We start from the raw sequence: 18,991 nt of genomic DNA on the forward strand, positions 1-18,991 counted from the left end.
GAAAGAGTATTGAAGACATTATGTCCGAAGAACAACCCACCGAGGATTCGACAGCCGTACGATCATTGATCCTGCTGCTGATCACCTTTGTCCTGGGCACCTTGTGCCTGCAGGGCTTCAACCTGGTATTCCAGCAAGTCGGCAAGGATGCGGGCGCACCTGATCAGGCCTCGCTGATCACGGCCCTGCCCAGCATCGTCCTGGGCATCGTCTGCTTCATCTACGGTTCCTTGGGCGACTTCGTCTCCCTGCGCAAGCTGGTCACCTTTGGCTTGTGCATATTGTTCGTGGGGTCCGTGTACGGGTATGTGGCCAACACGATTATGGCCCCCAACATCTGGAATGTGATTGCGGCCCGGCTGCTGCAGACCGCCGGGGAGCAGGTGGCCGGCTCGGCCTACCTGGTCGTGGCGACCAAATATCTCAAGCCCTCGCTGAAAGTGATCTTCTTTGGCATCTTCACGGCAGGCTACCAGGTGTCTGCAGCCATCGGCATCTTCGCTGCTGGTCTGCTCAGCTCGCTGGCCTGGCAGTACCTGTTCCTTATTCCTGCGGTCACGATCTTCTTCCTGCCCGTTCTGCTCAAGAGCCTGCCCACCGGCGGTGGCAATGGCGAGAAGGTGGACTGGCTGGGCTTTGTCATTTTCGGCCTGGCAACGGCCTTGTTGACTCTTTTCTTCTCATATGCCGCCTGGTGGCTGCTGGTGGCCTCCGCGGTCTGCTACCTGATCTTCGGGCTGTATATCAGCCGGGCCCGCAGCCCTTTCATCACCCCGGCCTTCTTCCGCAACAAGCGCTGGTTGATGGGCATCGCCCTGATCCTGATCTTCTACTTCATGAACTACTGCATGTCGCCCATCTTCAACGCCATCGGGCGTGACGTCTACCGGGTGCCGACCTCCACGGTCTCCCTGCACGTGGTCTGGGCATTCCTGGTAGCCGCCGTGCTGGGCACCACCTCGGGTGCCATCGTGGACAAAATCGGTCGCAAAACAGCGATCATCATCGCTGCCTGCTTGATGATACTAGGCTTCGCCGGATCAGCCCTAGTGGTCAATTCCGGCCTTCTGGCTCTGACTCTGACTGCCTGCGTCTACTACGCCGGCGTCGGCCTCATGTACTCGCCTATCGTCTCCACCGTGCTTGACACCCTGCCACAGGAGCAGTCAGGCCGCGGCGTGGGCATGAACGACCTGGTCATGAATGTCACCGGCTCCATCGGCATCGCCATCATCGGCGGCCTGATGGGCAAGACCAGCCTGGAAGGCTTCAGCATCATGGGTGCCACCGGCCTGGCGGCCAACTACAGCAACCTGCTCCTGATCGGCGCTGCCGTAGCATTGCTTGGCCTGATCGTGTACTTGATCTGCAACAAGTTCATCTACGCCAAGCCTGACGACCAGCACTAGGCTCCCGAGAAAAGCATCGACCGCCTGACCGCGATAAGAGGAATCGCCTTTCGCCCGGTCAGGCGGTCGACCCATATATATGGTGGGTATGTGGTGGGCAGTGCGCAACGGGGAATTGCCGATGCCGCCCTCAGCCTTGCTTTGAAGCCCTGTCAGTTCTGCATGGGGAAGGGCCTGCGATTCAGCCGCGGATCAGGGCCAGGGTCAGCATGTCAGGGGTGGGGCACTCATTGCCAGCCTGAATCCTCACCCTGACAGACCGGTCGGGCAGGGCATTCAAGCCTTGCCCATTCAGGGGGTACCGGTCGAGGACCGTGCCGTGCTCATGGCTCCTGACTGGTTGCCCCAGCTCCAAGCCTTCCGCTCGCAGAGAATAACGAGCTGTGCTGTTCTGGCTGCGCATGGCCACCTCCAGCATCCTTGCTTTCCCAGTGGCATCATGGAGCCGGTAGGAGAAGCAGCCGCCAGTCAGTGCGCGACGGGTGTTCGCTCCTTCGATCAGCTCCTGCCGGTCATTCCGACCCTGATATTCATGGTCGATCTCGGACTGCTGGGATCCGCATTTCACCTGATCGCAAATCTGACGCTCATGGGCCTGTTCCTGAACATCAATGTTTTTCAAGATGCGATGAACGCGGTCTTTATCCCAATCCTGTGCCCAAGGCAGATAAACCGAGTACCTGGAGGCCTCTATAGAGGTGAAGGGGACCAGCAACAGGCGCGAGTCGGTCCACTCGGGGTCCCTTTCCGCCTCCCGGGCTGGTGCGTGCGGTCTGGCGACGGCCACCTCGATGGCGCCGTCGTCCTGGGGGTGGGGCAGAAGGAAGTCCTTGGGCTCTCCCAGGAGCAGAGGCAGGTCGCCAAGCGGGCGCAGAGGACCGGCGGCGATATGACCGGCTCGGGAGTCGTCTGCCTTCAGGCCCTCCAGATCAGCGTCATCGCTGCGGGCAGCCATGACCTTGACACCGCGCAGCAGGCTGATCCAGTCCGAACCGTCAGGCAGGGGCTCGGCAGTCACCCGGACCCGGTGGGCCACCTCCAAAGTTGCTTGTCCAGTCCAGGTCAGGCGCAAATGGTCGAAGCATGGGCTGTTGTTTGAAGCGGACCTCGTTGGTTCGACGGTCAGCTGGGCCTGCTGTCCTTGCATGACCCGGTACCTGGCATCCTCAAGCCACCAGGGATGACGTAGGTAAAGGTCCACGGTCTGTTGCTCCTCCGGCGGACCTTCCAGGTCCAGACGGCCCAGGTTGGCTGTTCCGGGGCCGGGAGCATAGGATAGTCCGACGCGCAGTCCGCGGGCGGACCAGTCCAGGACGGCAGGAATGAAGAGGTTGACCACCAGGGACTCGGATTTGCTGCCGGGCTCATTTCCTGGTTGGCGTTCGAAGATCATGCTGTTGTAGCGTGCGTGATTCTCCAGGCCTGTGCCAACGCAGCACCAGAAGGAGCGCTGGGCGCTGGAGTAGACCCGGTAATGCCGTGGACGCATAGGGGTGAAATAGACGAAGCCGTGCTCGTGGATGCCTACTGTGGAGACCAGATGATTGACCAGCACCCGCTCGTAGAAATCCAGGTATCGGGCCTGCCCTGTGCGCCTATAGAGGCTCAGGGCCAGCTTGGCCATGTTGCAGCTGTTGCAGGTCTCCAGGCCTTCCCGGGAGGTGACCACGGCGGAGAAGTCGTCCGGCGGGTTGAAATGCTCCGAGACGGAGTGGGCACCGATGGAGACCGTGCGCCGGTCCACCACCCCATGCCAGAAGGTGTCTACGGCCCTGCGATAGGTTTTCTCGCGGGTGATCTCAAACAGACGCTCGTAACCCAGGACCTTGGGGATCTGCGTGTTGGCATGCAGGCCTGTAAGCCGATCCTTGCCGCCGGCCAGCGGTTCGAAGAAGGCCTGGTCGGTCAGGCGGCGGGCCTGGCGCAGATAGCGTTCTCTCCCGGTCAGCTGGTATAGACGGGCAAAGACATCGTTCAATCCTCCGTATTCACAAGACAGCATGGCTTGGAAATCCTGCTCGGCAATGGCGTCCGCTAGATTGCACCACCAGTCAGCCAGCTGCAGAACCATGTCGTGGGCCATGGCGGAGGCATCTGCTGCTTGGCTGTTGTTTTCAGGGATTTGGAAGGCCTGCCAGCAATCCAATAGACCCGCCATGAGCTTGTGGAGGTTGTAGAGGGGAACCCATGCGCCTTGCAGATCGAATGACTGTGCCTGGATATGGCCTTTTCGCAGGCTTCGGAAGAGCTCGGCGCTGTGGGGCATGCCGCCTAGGAAGCCGTCGCCGGAGGCTCGTTGACATTCACGCAGGACAGTCAACATATAGGTTGCCCTTGCCAGGAAGCGGTGATCGAGCAGAGTCTGCCAGTATGCCGCCAGGCCGGATAGGTAGTGGCCGCCCATATGGCCATCCAGGCCCATGGATTCCCAGTTAGGGTAAGGGCTGTCCTGGTGGGGCAGGCCGACCTCGCGCCGGTATGGGGCCAGCAGACGGTCAGGATCCAGGCTGAGCAGGTAGTCCGCACCGGCCTGCTGGGCATCAGCATAGGTACTGCCCGGGGTCAGGCAGATCTGGGACGGGGCAAAGGTGAAGTACTCATGCTCCTGCCCATGTTTCCGTCGGAGCTGGTTTGTGGGTGATGCGGATCGTACGTGTGTATCGGTCATGACCCCTCCTTGCGGCAAATATCTAGTGGCCGCGCACGACGACCAGCGAAGCAGGGGCCGACTATGCTGCTGGAAGTAATTATAGCGCTTAGCGGTTTGCTACAGTCATGAGGGCACCAGGGACCGTGTCCAGGATCCGCATAGTTCCTATGAGGACATGAGCGGTTGACCATCAAAGCAGTGGCTGAGACGCTTATTGGAGAATCGGGATGTGCTGGTGGCGGTCGTTGCGGATTGTTGTGGTTGCGGCAGCCATCAGATCCGACGGCCAGAGCGGTTGTCTTTCTTGCGTGGTTCTTATTTCATCAATCCATTCAGGTTGAGGCATTGGTCGAGTTAGAGCAATACAGCCGAACCAGGACGATGGGTCTTGTACGCTTCAGACTGATCTGCATGGATCAAGCCATTTAATGGCTGATGGCCCCTTCTCGCGGAATGGTTGGTGCCAAGACAGCGGCAGAGTCGCATGCCCAGCGCAGTGACTGCTTTTCCAGTGAATGGACCATCTTGCCAGAATGCCTCTCATGGGCCAAAGCAGGGATGGCATACGGCGCGAAAGCACTCATACGCGACCCGATCTGCCTGGTTCTTGCATGCGGGGCTCCTGACCAGCCTCGACTTCTCTATCGTGCATTGTCTCTGCAGATCCTATACTTGTACGGCTTCGGCCTTCCGTGGCTGAATTGATGGGCTGATGAGCGATTCCTGGTTTGTCATCAGTTTGTGCGTCTTTGGCGGGTGAGGCGAAGATTAGGACAGATGCAATGCATAAAACAGCAAATGCGAGTTGCTTGAATGTGGGAAAACGGCCAGAGACGAACTCTATCGTTGGCTTTGCCGGGTTGATCAGAGCCTGGACACATCTATCGAGGTTGATGCAGACTTAGGGATCGATGCTGATGGGATAAGATGACACTCTTGCTTTAGGTTGTGATTGGAAGATGGTAGTCGGTGGCTGCGCTTACCTGGTGTGCCTTTTGTTCGTGTTGGAGCTTTGTGTTTGGGTTTTGTGGTCTGTTTTGCCGAAAGCGGGTTGCCTATGCCCGCGCTTTTGGCTTTTAGACTTGGTGATTGTGGATGCCTGACGCGGCAGCGACCGTCAAGGCCGATCGCAATCCCGTTCTCGGCTTTCTCTGCATTAAAGTCGGGCTGGGTTGCTGTTTGCTGGCGGTGTGTGGTTGGTCCGACTGGGGTCTGGTTGTGGTTTGTAGGGTTGTTGGGTGTGGTGGCGGTCCCGTCGTGTTGGGGGTGGCGGGGCCGCCTGTTGGCCTGGGTCCTGTTGGGGTGTGGCCCGGGCTGCTTACTCGTGTGAAGTGTTTGTTTGGGTTTGTTGTCGTCGGTTTTTGGCGGCTGTGGCGGCTCCTGCGGCGAGCAGTCCTGTGGCGAGCAGGAGGAGCATGCCGTTTCCTCCGGTCAGGGGCAGGCTGGCGATGGACAGGTACCGGTAGGTGTTGCTTGTGTCGGTTTGCTGCTGTCTGCCGTCCTGGGTCCAGTCGATGGCTGCGGGGACGGGGCCTGGCGTGTAGGCGGGCGTGGTGGCGTTCCAGGTGCCGTCCGCGTTGGGCGTCAGGTTTTTGCCGGCGGCAAGGCAGGCGCCTTGCTGCCGGGTTTGGTCGAAGCAGATGCTGGTGGCTTGTGGTTTTCCGGGGAAGCCGACCGGTCCTGGCCGGCTGGCCGGCCAGGCTTCAGCGGGCTCGCGCCCCAGCTGGCCGTTGATGTTGCTCCCCCAGGAGTACAGGTTGCCGTCTGAGGCCAGGCCGTAGGACAGGTTGTCCCATCCGGCGCTCACCTGCACCCAGGTCAAGCCGGAAGGCCCGTCTGCCGGCGCCGCCACCTGGACCGGGGTATGCCGCTCAATGGTGGTGCCGTCCCCGATCTGGCCGTAATCGTTGTTGCCCCAGGCGTACAGGCGCCCGGCAGAATCGATGCCAAGAGACGTGCTGTTGTGGACGCTGACCTGCTTCCAGGATTGCCCAGCATAGGAAGGGCGGGCCTGGGCCAGTGTACACACCATAATATTGGCGTCCCCGTTGCCGACGCTGCCGCTGAAGCTGCTGCCCCAGCCGTAGGCGTTGCCGTCGGAGCCGATGGCCAGCGAGCTGTAGTCGCCCATCTGGAACTGTCCCCAGGATGACACGCCCTCTGGTTTGGCCACAGGGACAGGGGTGAGCCTGTCTGGCGTTATTTGCCCGGTGCCCAGCTCGCAAGCCCTGGAGTATCCCCAGCCGTAGAGCTGGTTGTCCGAGCCCAGAGCCAGGGAATGCCAGCCCCAGCCGCTCATCCGCTTCCAGGTGAACCCTGAGGGCGCATGCTCCGGCAAGCTTACCCGGACGGGAGTGTATTGCCGGGTGGTGGTCCCGTTGCCTACATAGCCATGCTCATTGAGGCCCCAGCTGTAGAGCTGGCCGTCGGAGCCCAATGCCAGCGCGTGCAGGCTTCCCGCCTCCACATGCTTCCAGGTGAACCCTGCTGGCGCGTCTTGGGGCTTGTCGACCTTGCCGGGCCGGGGGTCGGCCGGGATGCCGTTGATGGTCTTGCCGCCGATGCTGCGTCCCAGCGTGGCGTTCTCGTTGTCGCCCCAGCTGTAGATATTGCCGTCGGAGCCCAGGCCCAGTGTGAACATGTATCCTGCCGAGGCCTGCACCCAGGTGAACCCGGCTGGCGCGCCTTCGGGCTTCAACGCCCGGACCGGCTCATGCCGGTCGGTGGCGGTGCCGTCGCCCAGTTGGCCGTACTGGTTGCTTCCCCACGCGTACAAGTTGCCGTCCGAGGCGACAGCAGCGATGTTTCCTCTTCCTGCGCTGATTTGGCTGAATCTGATGCCGCGCGGCTTGGGCGGGGTCAGGGTCACCTTGGTGCCTCCGGTCTCGGGTCCTTGGGCGGGGCTGATGGTCCAGTGCTGCGTGTCCGTCCTGGTCCACCGGGCGGTCAGGGTGATGTCATGGGTGACGGGCTGGGTGAAGTCGTAGGCCACATTGTCTTGGAACCAGCCGTCGAACAGGCAGCCGTCGGCTTTCGGGTCCGGCTGGGGGCGTTCCGCCTGCCCGTCCTGGGTGACGGCCTGGCTGGGGGGCATGCCCGTGGGGGCGGGGCAGGAGCTGTCCTTGGAGGTGAAGCCGACCTGGTATTTGGGGGCGATATATGTGTATTGCAGGTGCGCGTCCGGCTGCGGCCCGTTCCTGTTCCAGACGACCCTCACGTCCACGGCCCCCGGGTCATGCGCGGGCGTGGTCGCCTGCCAGGTGCCATCAGGGTTGGCCGTGATCCCCCCCATGGCCTTGGCCTGGCCGAACAGGACATCAGTAGGCGTGGTGGCGCCGGGGAAGACGACCATGACCGGCCGGTTCCGGTCGGTGGTGGTGCCGTCGCCCAGCTGGCCGTTGCCGTTGACTCCCCAGGTGTAGAGCTGGCCGTTCGAGCCGATCGCCGCAGAATGGTTGCAGCCTAGGATCGCGTATTTCCAGGTGAACCCGGCGGGCGCTCCTTGGGGCTTGCCGACCGGGATTGGCCTGCTCCTGTTGGTGGTGGTGCCGTCGCCCAGCTGGCTGTGTTCGTTGCTTCCCCAGATGTAGAAGCTGCCGTCCGAGCCTAAAGCCTCGGTATGCCAGTCGCCTAGGCTGATTTGTTTCCAGGTGAATCCGTCGGGGGCTCCTTGGGGCTTGCCGACCAAGGTCGGCGTGTGCCGGTCGGTGGTGGTGCCGTCGCCCAGCTGGGCTCTGTAGTTCTGTCCCCAGGTGTAGAGCTGGCCGTCCGAGCCGATGGCCGCGGAATGCTGCCAGCCTATGCTGACCTGTTTCCAGGTGAATCCGTCGGGGGCTCCTTGGGGCTTGCCGACCAGGACTGGCCTGCTCCTGTCGGTGGTGGTGCCGTCGCCCAGCTGGCCGTACTGGTTGTTCCCCCATGTGTAGAGGCTGCCGTCCGAGCCGAATGCTGCGGTATTCAAGTCTCCTAGGATGAATCGTTTCCAGGTGAATCCTTCTGGCGCGCCTTGGGGCTTGCCGACCGGGATTGGCCTGTTCCGGTTGGTGGTGGTCCCGTCGCCCAGCTGGCCATGGCCGTTGTCTCCCCATGTGTAGAGGTTGCCGTCCGAGCCGAACGCCGCGGAATGGGACCAGCCTACGCTGGCTTGTTTCCAAATGAATCCTTCTGGCGCGCCTTGGGGCTTCTTCACTTGGACTGGCGTGTTCCTGTTGGTGTTGGTGCCGTCGCCCAGCTCGCCGCCGCCGTTGTCTCCCCATGTGTAGAGGCTGCCGTCCGAGGCGAGGGCCGCGGAATGCATGCCGCCCATGCTGAGCTGGCTGAATTTGATGCCGCGCTGTGCTGGCGGGGTGAGGGTGACCTTGGCGCCCCCGGTTATAGGCCCTTGGCTGGGGCTGATGGACCAGTTGTCGTCTCCCTTGGTCCACCGGGCGGTCAGGGCGATGCTGCGGGTGACGGGCTGGTTGAAGTCGTAGGCGACATCGCCTTGGAACCAGCCGTCGAACAGGTACCCGTCCCTGGACGGGTCGGGGCTGGGCCGGCTGGCCTGCCCCCCGTCGGGGATGGTCTGCCCGCCGATGCTGCTGCCGCCGGCCGGGTCGAAGCTGACCGTCCAGGTTTGAGAGGATTGGGCCTGCGGCCGGCTGCCTGTGGTGTCGGGAGCGTCGGGCGCGGCCAGGGGGGAGGATGACGGCAGTGGGGAGGATGTGGTCAGCGGGGATGAAGGGGCTGGCGGGGTGGCGGTCAGCGCGCTGCCAGCGGCGTCGGGCTGCCGGCTATCTGCGCTGGGGGTTTCGGGGTCCTGCTTCCTTGGGTTTTCCAGGGTGGCGTGCGTGGCCGTGCCGGATGGTTTGCCGACGGTGGCATCGGCTGCGGCCAAGCCTCCGGCCAGGAGGCTGGCAGGCAGGATGACGACAAGCAAGATGCCGATGGCCCTGGCCGAGATGTTCGAATGCTGGCGCATGATATGCACAAACCCCTATCCACGCATACGCGGTCATGCTTCCCAGTGCCCCCGCCTCATGTAAAGCCGCAAGCCGCACATGTATTCCCTACAACCAGAAACAACCTTATCACGCTCAGCCTCATCACTTTAAAGCGAAGCATCCCGCTCCCAGCAGCAGGGGCGTCCGTCATACGGCTGCCCTTCACCTTTGGAACATTAACAGGGTAACTTTTTAGGGATTCTTGCGGGCTTGTCTGGTCGATTCCTCATGCTTATGTCGGTTCGTGGAACAGTGAATGCCTGGGGGGTCCGAAGACATTCCGCTTGTGTGGAAAGCACCAGTTGTTGATTTTTGCATCGGTCGGTTACAAGTGTGGCTGATGACATTGATCAGCAAGTGATTCCCTCTTACCTTCAAGTGAGAGAGACTGGCCTTGGGCAGGATGACTGGCTAAAGTTTTAGTGCCCGCAGGGCAACTGGTCCATATGCCCGCTGTAGTCGTGGTTGACTGCATTGGTATCCCAAGGGTAGGGCAGAGCGGTCTGCGGATATATGTCCGCAAGCAGGTCGTAGCCGATCGGGTCGTATTCGTGCAGCTCATTCCTGGTGTTGAGCGGGCCTCGGACCCCGTCCCAGGTGTCGTCGGCGCTCTCGGCCATGACGTTGAACCACATGGATGTAAGGGTGGCGAAGTACTCTTCGATGTTGCCGATCAGGTAGGTTCGCGGCCAGAGTCCAGCCTCCATTGCATGGCTGTAGGCGGCCTGGATTCGATGGGCCAGACTCTGATCTTCCAGACGGTTGATGCCCAGCAGGTGGATGGCGTGGCCGAATTCATGGGCCAGTATGGACTCGTTAGGGTACCGGGTCTGATGCATGCCCTCAGTGATGCGCTCGATATTGGCTGCGGAGATGGAAGTGACCGGGTCACCGATCATGCCGCCGTACCCTTCCACAGGGCGATCCATAATCTGGGCGCCGCCGCGATGTTCAGGTATGTCATAGACATCCTCATGAGGCCCGTAGATGGCGACCCTGGCCCCAAGGGAGATCATGGTCCGGGCTATCCGCGGCGATGCGGACATCATGGTGTCGATCAGGTCGGCCGCCAACAGCCGGGTGTGGTGCCTGACGTCTTCAGATGACTCGATGGGGATTCCGCAGCGGCAGTTGGTGAACTGCGTATACTGGCAGTGCCAGTTGTTGACCACGATCTCGACTTCCGGATCGGCCTGCTGACCCTGTTGATTGACGATGGCCGCTTCCGCTCGTACGGACAGGCGTCCCAGAACAGTGCGATCCAAGGGGTCTCTGGTAATCAACGTGGACCGTTTCTTGATGGGTTCATAGACATTGAGCAGATTCCACTCCACGTCGGTCCTCTCCATCAGCGGCAGAGGATGGTCGTCCAGGGACAGACGGAAATGCCTGGGATCTGAGGCTCCCTCCACCTCCTGGTCCCAGTAGAGCTCGATGCGTCGAGGATCGATCATCTGGCTGAAAATCATCCGAGGCGGGTTGGTGTGGGGCATGGGGATCTCCCTTCGTTGCAAAATCACCTTGCTGTTTTCATCCTATGAGCGTCGGCCGCGAAATCGGCCTGGCAGAGACCACTGCGTCATTAAAACCCACCTATTGTCCTTATGATCGACCCGGTTGTAGCGCTCAGTGGGAGTTGAAGTGCCTTTGGTGAAAGGTTCTTCGGTAGCGGGTGGGGCTGATGCCGGTGTTGCGTTTGAATACCTTCATGAAGTATTTGTCGTCCTTGTACCCGACGATGGCCCCGATGCCTTCCACTGTGTCGTCGGTCTCCACCAGCAGCGACTTAGCCGCCTCCATGCGGAAGCGTTCGATCTCCTGGGAAATGGTGATGCCGAACTTCTGCCGGTATTTGCGCGATAGGTAGCTTTTGTTGTAGCTGAAGTAGTCGGCGATTTGGCTCAGGCTGATCGGCCCCAGAGCGTGTATGCGGATCCAGTCGCGCACCGGCTGCAGTTCATGAATGTTCATAGACGGGGTGTGCAGAAGCTGCTTGGCCTGCATGGTCACCTCATAAAGCACGCAGGCCAGGATAGCATTCAGATAGTGTTGATCGCCGTGCATCTGGTAGACGTCCAGCAACTGGTTGGTGATGACGGTGATCCGGTCCATGAACAGGTGCTCGCTGTAGGCAGGCAGGAGGATGCTCGAAGCCTCGTCCGCTTCGGGATCATCGCTGTTGCCTCTGACTGGGGTCAAGCCAGGCAGATTGAAATGCATCCAATCGAATCGCAGGCTCTCGGTGATGGCGCGAAATCCTCGATGCTCTAGGTTGGGAGGCACGATCAGGAAGGTGCTCGGACCCACCATGTAGCGCGTGTCGCCAATCTGCAAGGGCAAAATGCCCTGGATGTTGCAGATGATTTCGAAGGTCCTGATGACGCGTCTGCTGTGCTGCCAGCCTGGGTCGCCTATAAAGGTGCCGGCAGACACCAGCTCGGGCTGCGGCTGGCTTTCCTGGTCATAGAACAATGTCATGAAAATCGACCTCTCGTCGGAGAAAATAGGTAAAAAAACCCCACGTATTGTGAATTCTAGGCCACCGGCTATGAGATTCGCCATCACTACCATTGAAGGCAGCATAGGCAGCGGAGCCTAGGCATATGAGAAAGAGACGGAACGACCGTGGCAGACCGAACCATACCAGCGCAGGGGTCGGTGACCCAGACGCCTGTAAAGAATCTATACCTCAAAATCATCCACCTTTTCTATAAATTCACCACTATTCCGGGAGCGATGCAATCATGAAACACACGGAGAGCACCTTGGAAGAGGTCAGGGACGACAAGGGCTTCTTCGGACATCCTCGTGCTATCGGGACCCTGGCTCTGGGCAATTTCTGCAACTCGGCCGCCTGGGGCGCATTCTACGCACTGATGATCTACTACCTCTACACCCCATTCTCCAAGGGGCTGGGGTTCTCCCAGGGGGATGCGGCTCTGATGATCGCGGCCATGGGAGCGGCCAACGGGTTGCTCAATATCGTGGGCAGCTGGCTGTCTGACAGGGTCCTGGGAATGCGTAAGGCGCTGATACTAGGCAATCTTCTCAAGGCCACAGCCTTCTTCATCCTTGCTATACCGCCGACCAGGCAGGTCTTCGGGCAGACCATGGCCTACATCGCCCTGGTGCTGCTGTCCATGCCCATCATGGGGATGTCCAATGCCTCCCTGACCGGGCAGCTCTACCGCAAGGAGGATGCCCGCAGACGCGACGCGGCATTCACCATCCACCAGTTTGCCAACACGGTGGCTGGGATCATCACCCCGGTCGTGGTGGGCCAGATCGGTCTGAGCAACTACCATATCGGCTTCGCTGTGGCCGGGATCTTTGCCCTGCTCTACGGCGCGGCTATCTTCTTCACACAGTATCGGTTCTTTGGACCCCTGGGTGAGGCTCCCATCAAGCCCCTGTCAGCCCAGGAGCGCCAGAAGATACTCAAGGGTCTGGTCATCGGGCTAGTTTTGCTGGCGCTGGTCATCGCCGCCCTGGTCTTGACCAAGCATTTCAACCTGAATGCCATCATCAACGCCGTCACCACCTTCGCTTTCGTAGTACCCATCTGCTTCCTGGTCAACCTGTTCACCAAAAAAGACCTGACCGCCCGTGATCACACCCATCTTCGGGCCTTTCTCTGGTTCTTCTTCGCTCAGATCGTCATGGCCCTGGGCGCCACTCTGTTGACCAGCGCCATCGCCATTTTCCTGGACAAGAAGGTCAACCGGGTGATCTTCGGTATCACCATCGCCCCGGGTTCGCTCCAGGTCATCTACATGGTCATGGATCTGATAGCCGGGCCTATTTTCATCTTCCTGTGGACTAAAACTCGTGTCGGGGCAATCCGGACCACCTATAAGTATGGTATGGGGCTGCTGGTCACGGCTCTGGCTTTCTTCACGCTGACCATACCCTCCCTGATTCTGGGTGGGAGCGGATCATCCGGCTACTCTCTTTGGTGGGTGCTGATTTACTACGCCTTCATGGCCCTGTCCGACCAGCTCGTAGGTCCGATCGGCAGCTCCCTGGTCTCCGGACTCTCTCCTGAGTCCTATGAGACCCAGCTGCAGACGGCATGGAACCAGACCGCGGCCATCGGCAATGCCATTGCCATCATTTTCTTCAAATTCTTCCAGACGGCCGATCAGCAGGTCTATCTTTTCCCCATCGTGGCTGCGGCCCTGGCGACTGTTGCGCTGGTGCTAACCGTCTTCAGCCGTCACATAGAAAGGCAGATGGCAGCATGAGTCAGCAATTCAATATGAGCGGGCCTATTGAGATCAGCCAGGCCAGCGTCGACGACCCCTTCTGGTCAGCCGAGCAGGAGCTGGTCAGAACAGCGGTCCTGCCCTACCAATGGAGGGCTCTCAACGACCAGGTGCCTGGTGCTTCACCCAGCTACTGCATGCACAATTTTCGCGCTGCCGCCGCTCTCAACGAGAGGCTGAATGGGCAGGAGGAAAGTGGAGACTTCCAGCCGCCGACTTACACCAATCAGGGATTCCGCTGCCTGCCGAAGGATCCGGATCATCCCGATCCGGATAAGTTCTATGGTTACGTTTTCCAGGACACCGACTTCTCCAAATGGGTGGAAGCCGTGGGGTACTCCCTGGCGCATCATCCGGATGCCGAACTGGAGCGGCTTGCCGACGGGGCCATAGACATTGTCTGTGCCGCCCAACTGGACAGCGGATACCTGGACACCTACTACATCCTCAACGGGATGAACCGGCACTTCACCAATCTCAAGGATCATCATGAGCTCTACTCCCTGGGCCATTTGATAGAGGGTGCCATCGCCTATTTCCAGGGCACGGGCAAGACCAAGCTTTTGCATGCGGCCGAGCGGTTTGCCGACTATGTGGCTGCGACTTTCGGACCGGCCGACGATCAGCTGCACGGCTATCCGGGTCACGAGATTGCCGAGATGGCTCTGATCCGCCTGTATGAGACCACCGGAATCAAGCGGTATCTGGACCTGGCGGCCTACTTCGTCAATCAGCGGGGAACAAGCCCCCTCTACTTCGAGCAGGAGGATCGGCAGAGGGCAGCCTATGAGCATGCCAACTTCACTGTCGACGACAGCAGGCCAGCACCCTATGCCTACTATCAGGCCCATGAACCGGTGGCTCAGCAACGTCAAGCCGTCGGGCATGCGGTCAGGGCCGGGTATCTATATTCGGGAGTTGCCGATGTGGCCAGGCTGACCGAGGACTCTGCACTGAATGAGGCGGTGCATGCCATCTGGCGTGACATTGTTGATAAGAAACTCTACGTCACGGGAGGGGTGGGTGCCGACGCGGATGCCGAATCGCACTCCTATGCCTACGACCTGCCCAACGACACCGGATATTGTGAAACCTGCGCTTCTGTGGCTCTGATCTTCTTCGCCCGTAGAATGCTGCAGCTGGACCCCAGATCGGAATATGCCGACGTGATGGAGCTGGCCCTCTATAACACGGTGCTTGACGGTATGGCCATGGATGGCAAGAGCTTCTTCTATGGCAATCCCCTCGAGGTCAGGCCCCAGACCAAGCTGAACAAGGATCCCCGCTACAGTTACGTGCCCGTCGTGCGTAAACGGTGGTTCGGATGCGCCTGCTGCCCGCCCAACTTGGCCCGCCTGGTCGAATCGGTGCAGAATTACGCTTACACCCTTGCCGAGGATGGGTCCACGTTCTTTGTACACCTCTACATCGGCGGTAGGATCCAGACGGACCTGGGGGAGGGGTCGATCGCTTTGCAGGTGCATTCGGAATTGCCTTGGAAGGGTGTAATCCGCCTAAAGGTTCAGGCTTCCGGTGATGGCTGGACCACCCTGGCTCTCCGTCTGCCTTCCTGGGCTGGCGGCGATGCAGCTGCCGATGCGGTGACGGTCCGCACAGGCCAAGGTTCCTCGGATGTTATCAGCCGACGTGTGGAACAGGGGTACCTCTACCTTTCCGGTCCCTGGAAGAAGGGCGATCGGATCGACATCGACTTCGACATGCCAGTGCGTGCTGTTGCTGCCAATCCTCTGGTCAGCCAGGATGCGGACAAGGTGGCGGTGACCAGGGGACCCATAGTCTACTGCGCCGAGGAAAGGGACAACGGGGCCAACCTGCATCTGCTGCATCTGGACGGCAATGCCTTGTCGGGTGATGCAAGCCGCGTGAGAGTCGAGCCCTTCACTTTTCAGGCCGGGGCATATCTCGACGATTCTAAGGCCGAGGGTCATGTCGATGCGGTCAGCCGCAGCATGGTCAGACTGCGGGCGCCAGCCTGGCGGGAGTCAGCAGACGGGGCTGATACTGCTCCGCTCTACCGTCAATGGCAACCGGTCCGTCGTATGCCGACCACGGCCACCCTGATTCCCTATTTCGCTTGGTCTAACCGTGGCGAAAACGAGATGAGGGTTTTCTTGAACGTGGACTGAAGGCTGCCATCCCTCAAGCATGCTGCGGTTTCTGAGAGCGACGCGGGGCGGCCAGAATCAGCAGAACCTCCAGGGTGCCAACGATCAGCAGCAAGATCAAGGCATGCTGGGAGCCATTGATGGTGCCCAGCCGCCGGTCTGCCACTGCGGCCTGGCCTGCTGCTACGATGGTGGCCGCCAGGCTGCTGCCGATGGCTGCGGCGAACTGCTGGACGGTGTTGAAAATGGCGTTGCCGTCGGCCTGTTGCTCCGAGCTCAGCCGATGCAGACCGTTGGTCATGATGTTGCCGAAGCTCAGCCCGATGCCCAGCATGAAGAAAATATAGAGCACCAGGACGGTTATGGCTGTCAGTCGGCGGGCCGTCAGAGCAAATCCGAGGAGGCCGACAAAGGCAACACAGCTACCGCTGATGATGGGAATGCGCGGGCCTAGCTGATCGTAGAGCCTGCCGGAGAGCGGTGCCAGAACAGCTCCGATCGCCGCACCCGGCAGCAACACCAGTCCGGCCTGCAGAGAGGTGCATCCATCAACCAGCTGCAGGTGGTTGGGCAAGATGAAGGAGAGAGCCAGGGCACAGATCTCGAATAGAATGTAGGCTCCGACATGCAGGGAGAAGCAACTGTCAGTGAACAAGTACACGTCGATGATCGGATAGGCCTGATGCTGGGCGCGGAGGCTGAACGCTGTCAAGGTGACAAGCCCCAGGGCCAGCGTTCCGCCAAACCTCCAGGAGAGCCATCCTGCCGATGCGTTGCTGATGCCGAAGATCAGACCTACAAACCCTAGAACCATCAGGAACACGTCAAGCGGGCCCAGCCCGGCCGCTTGCCTGTCTGCGGACACAGGAACCGAGGGTATACAGGCCAGGCCGGTCACCAGCGAGATGACCAGTACTGGGATCAGGATGATAAAGACGAAACGCCATCCGATCGTGGTCGCTACCAAACCGCCGAAGGTGGGGCCGACGGCTGGTCCGATAGCTGTAATCAGGGTGCCTACGCCCATCATGGTGCCGATGCGCTTTATCGGGATCTCCTGGAGGATGATGTTGAACATCAGCGGCAGGGCGATACTGGTGCCCAACCCTTGTATGGCCCTTCCCAGCAGCAGGAGCGGGAAGATTGGAGCCAGCGCGTCGATGACCAGTCCGGTCAGGAAGAGCAAGTTAGCGCACAGAAAGAGGGTTCGGCTGCGGAACCGGCGCTTGAGGGCCGCCGAGAGCGGGGTGATGGAGGCAACGACCAAGAGGTAAAGGGTGGTCATCCATTGCACGCTGGAGGTTCCGATGCTGAAATGGCTCATGAGGGCAGGGAAGGTGATATTCATGGCCGTTTCCACGATCACTCCGCAGAAGGACATGATGCCAGTGGCTACTACAGCGCCGATTACCATACGGGGGATCGCTGTACTTTGCTCTTGGGCTGCTTGGGTTGAGCTCATGAGTGAGACTCCTTTCCGGCCTGGGAGGAATCACCGGAATTCAAGGAGATGAAATAGGTCAGCACACGATCGAAGACAGCCAGATCACGCTGGTCGAACTGGCGCTCCATGGCCTTTTGCTGGCTGTCTATATATAGCCGCACGGCTTTCTGCAGGGCCCGGGCCTTTGCGGTCGGAACAATGATGCGTTGACGGCCGTCCCCGGGATCCCGTTTGGCGCCGACCAGTCCGCTGGCCTCCATACGCTGCAGGATTATTGTCGTTGTAGACGGGCGGATGTCGAATTCCATTTCTATGTCCCGTTGGGTGTGGTCCTGGGACTCGCCCAGGAAGTCGATGATGGACATCTGGGTGCCCGTGAGCCCATATCGAGCCGCGTAGGCATCCATGGATCGTGACATGAGGTTGGCTGCCCGTTTGATTCGCTTGCCGTAGTCTTTGCTCAAAGGCCCTCCCTTGGATTGATCGTTAGCTACCTAATGAATAATCACCCAAGTATGGACAAACGTTCATGTCGGGTTGTTAAAGGCGGCAATGAGGTCTTTGGATTCTTCTGCAGGCATCGCAGAAGTCTGCCGCACCGTTACAGCAAGCAGCGTAGTACTTGTGATCTGACATCTACTTGGGCCAAAGCTATGATGCCGTGTCAGATGGTCCGGGGGAAGTTGTTACTTTTGCCTGACTTGTTTCTGTCGCTGGCTGATGTCGATGACCGAGCCGCGCTGGATCAACTTCGCCGGAATAAGCGTCTTGGTGTTTGTAGGAACGTATTCTCCCTCACACTGGAGCTTGACTTTTGCAAAGGCCTCACGCCCGATGGTTTCAAAATCCATGCGCATGGTAGTCAGACTCAATCTTGGGACCGTTCCGATCAGAGAATCGTCGACACCGATCACGCTGACATCTTCAGGTACTCTTTTGCCGGAGTCTTTGAGGCCCTCAATGGCTCCATAAGCCATCTGGTCGTTGGCTGCATAGATGGCTGTGCAATCAGCTTCATGCGCCAAGGCTCGTCCTGCCTCATACCCGCTGTCTGCTTCCCAATCACCTATATAAGTCGGCGGCACTGGGATGCCGTAAGCCTGAAGAACGTCCCTCCATCCCTTGGCCCGGCTTTCCGCAGCTCGTGAAGTCGAGGGGCCTGAGATGTGGTAAACAGTGCGGTGGCCTTTTTTGAGCAGATATTCGACAGCCGAAGTTGAGCATCCGTATTGATCGGCATCGATAGTGGGGCAATGAGGGGAAGGCTTCTCGGTGATGAGCACGACGGGAAGCTCCTTGCTGGGTCTAAAACGACCAAAATCGCCGACTCTTTGTTCAAGCACCACGATGACGCCGTCCACAGGCAACTGCTTCATCTGCTCTAGGATATCCGCTAAGGTAATTTCCGATGAGTGGTTGACGACGTGGACGGTCGCCGCATATCCGAATTCTGATGCGGCTTCCACAGCGCCGTCCAGGATGCGTGCATTGCCAAATGTGGTGATGTTGAACAGGACGATGCCAATATTGTTGAACCGGCCGTGCTTCAGCGCCCTGGCGGCATAATTCGGCCGGTAGCCCAAGGCTTCCATGGCGTTCAGCACTTTTTGTCTGGTGTTCGGGCGCACAGCTGTGCTGTCATTAACGACTCGCGACACAGTTTGCGGCGATACCTCGGCAAACTGTGCAACGTCCTGTATCGATACCTGTTTCTTCCGTCCCATGCCTACCTGATCCAGCTCATGGGAGCTTGCCGTCCTTAGCGTCGGTTGCTCCTTGGTGGCAGACAATATGTTTGCGACACCATTTTTGTAAACACCATTATATCAGAGATTCAGAGAATATTTGATTCGCAGATACGTGCTATTATGATAACGAAAACATCCGGTGAACGTCCATTGCAGTTCGATATGGTCGGAGCTTGTTTGTTTGTGTTGTTGTAGCGCTTCGAGGGAGAAGGTCAGATATGGCTGCTGTTGCTAGCGGCGATGCTACCCGGTCAAGCAGTGCACCCCGGGGCCACGTGAGTTCTCGTTGGCGTGGTTGGTTGTTTATGGGGCCGTTTGCGGTGGTGTTTGTGGTGGTGTTTGTGGTGCCGGTGGTGTATGCGGTGTG

General features: G+C 59.5%; 10 protein-coding genes. 3 read left to right on the top strand and 7 right to left on the bottom strand.

The window, feature by feature from the left end:
• Positions 1-20: 20 nt before the first annotated feature.
• Positions 21-1,409, top strand: a complete 1,389-nt coding sequence (locus J3U06_RS08630) for an MFS transporter (RefSeq protein ID WP_267430617.1) — start codon at positions 21-23, stop codon at positions 1,407-1,409.
• Between the two features lie 181 nt (positions 1,410-1,590).
• On the opposite strand, the gene J3U06_RS08635 is transcribed toward J3U06_RS08630, so the two are convergent.
• The 4 genes from J3U06_RS08635 to J3U06_RS08650 all read right to left on the bottom strand — a co-directional run bounded on the left by J3U06_RS08635 (position 1,591) and on the right by J3U06_RS08650 (position 11,519).
• Positions 1,591-4,077 (bottom strand): beta-L-arabinofuranosidase domain-containing protein, encoded by a 2,487-nt coding sequence (locus J3U06_RS08635; protein ID WP_267444939.1) that lies wholly within the window; start codon positions 4,075-4,077, stop codon positions 1,591-1,593.
• A gap of 1,300 nt (positions 4,078-5,377) precedes the next feature.
• The gene (locus J3U06_RS08640) at positions 5,378-9,019 is read right to left on the bottom strand and encodes an InlB B-repeat-containing protein (protein ID WP_267444940.1); all 3,642 of its coding nucleotides are present in this window, start codon (positions 9,017-9,019) and stop codon (positions 5,378-5,380) included.
• A 441-nt stretch (positions 9,020-9,460) separates the two neighbouring features.
• Positions 9,461-10,555 carry a hypothetical protein gene (locus J3U06_RS08645; RefSeq protein ID WP_267444941.1) on the bottom strand — a complete coding sequence of 365 codons (1,095 nt, stop codon included), beginning with the start codon at positions 10,553-10,555 and terminating at the stop codon, positions 9,461-9,463.
• A gap of 112 nt (positions 10,556-10,667) precedes the next feature.
• The gene (locus J3U06_RS08650) at positions 10,668-11,519 is read right to left on the bottom strand and encodes a helix-turn-helix domain-containing protein (protein WP_267401192.1); all 852 of its coding nucleotides are present in this window, start codon (positions 11,517-11,519) and stop codon (positions 10,668-10,670) included.
• A 266-nt stretch (positions 11,520-11,785) separates the two neighbouring features.
• Here J3U06_RS08650 and J3U06_RS08655 point away from each other — a divergent pair, with 266 nt between their 5' ends.
• Both J3U06_RS08655 and J3U06_RS08660 read left to right on the top strand, forming a co-directional pair.
• On the top strand, positions 11,786-13,285 hold the full coding sequence (locus J3U06_RS08655; RefSeq protein ID WP_267401193.1) for an oligopeptide:H+ symporter: 1,500 nt from the start codon (positions 11,786-11,788) through the stop codon (positions 13,283-13,285).
• On the top strand, positions 13,282-15,453 hold the full coding sequence (locus tag J3U06_RS08660; protein WP_267444942.1) for a glycoside hydrolase family 127 protein: 2,172 nt from the start codon (positions 13,282-13,284) through the stop codon (positions 15,451-15,453). The genes J3U06_RS08655 and J3U06_RS08660 overlap by 4 nt, the downstream gene beginning before the upstream one ends.
• A gap of 13 nt (positions 15,454-15,466) precedes the next feature.
• Here J3U06_RS08660 and J3U06_RS08665 read toward each other — a convergent pair whose 3' ends face one another.
• From J3U06_RS08665 to J3U06_RS08675, 3 genes are all read right to left on the bottom strand, one after another.
• Complete coding sequence (locus J3U06_RS08665) at positions 15,467-16,894, bottom strand: MFS transporter (protein ID WP_267444943.1); 1,428 nt, start codon at positions 16,892-16,894, stop codon at positions 15,467-15,469.
• The gene (locus tag J3U06_RS08670) at positions 16,891-17,340 is read right to left on the bottom strand and encodes a MarR family winged helix-turn-helix transcriptional regulator (protein WP_267401196.1); all 450 of its coding nucleotides are present in this window, start codon (positions 17,338-17,340) and stop codon (positions 16,891-16,893) included. The genes J3U06_RS08665 and J3U06_RS08670 overlap by 4 nt, the downstream gene beginning before the upstream one ends.
• Positions 17,341-17,562: 222 nt before the next feature.
• On the bottom strand, positions 17,563-18,600 hold the full coding sequence (locus tag J3U06_RS08675) for a LacI family DNA-binding transcriptional regulator (RefSeq protein WP_267444944.1): 1,038 nt from the start codon (positions 18,598-18,600) through the stop codon (positions 17,563-17,565).
• Between the last annotated feature and the right edge of the window lie 391 nt (positions 18,601-18,991).

This window comes from Bifidobacterium sp. B4142, from assembly GCF_026537325.1.
GTDB lineage: Bacteria > Actinomycetota > Actinomycetes > Actinomycetales > Bifidobacteriaceae > Bombiscardovia.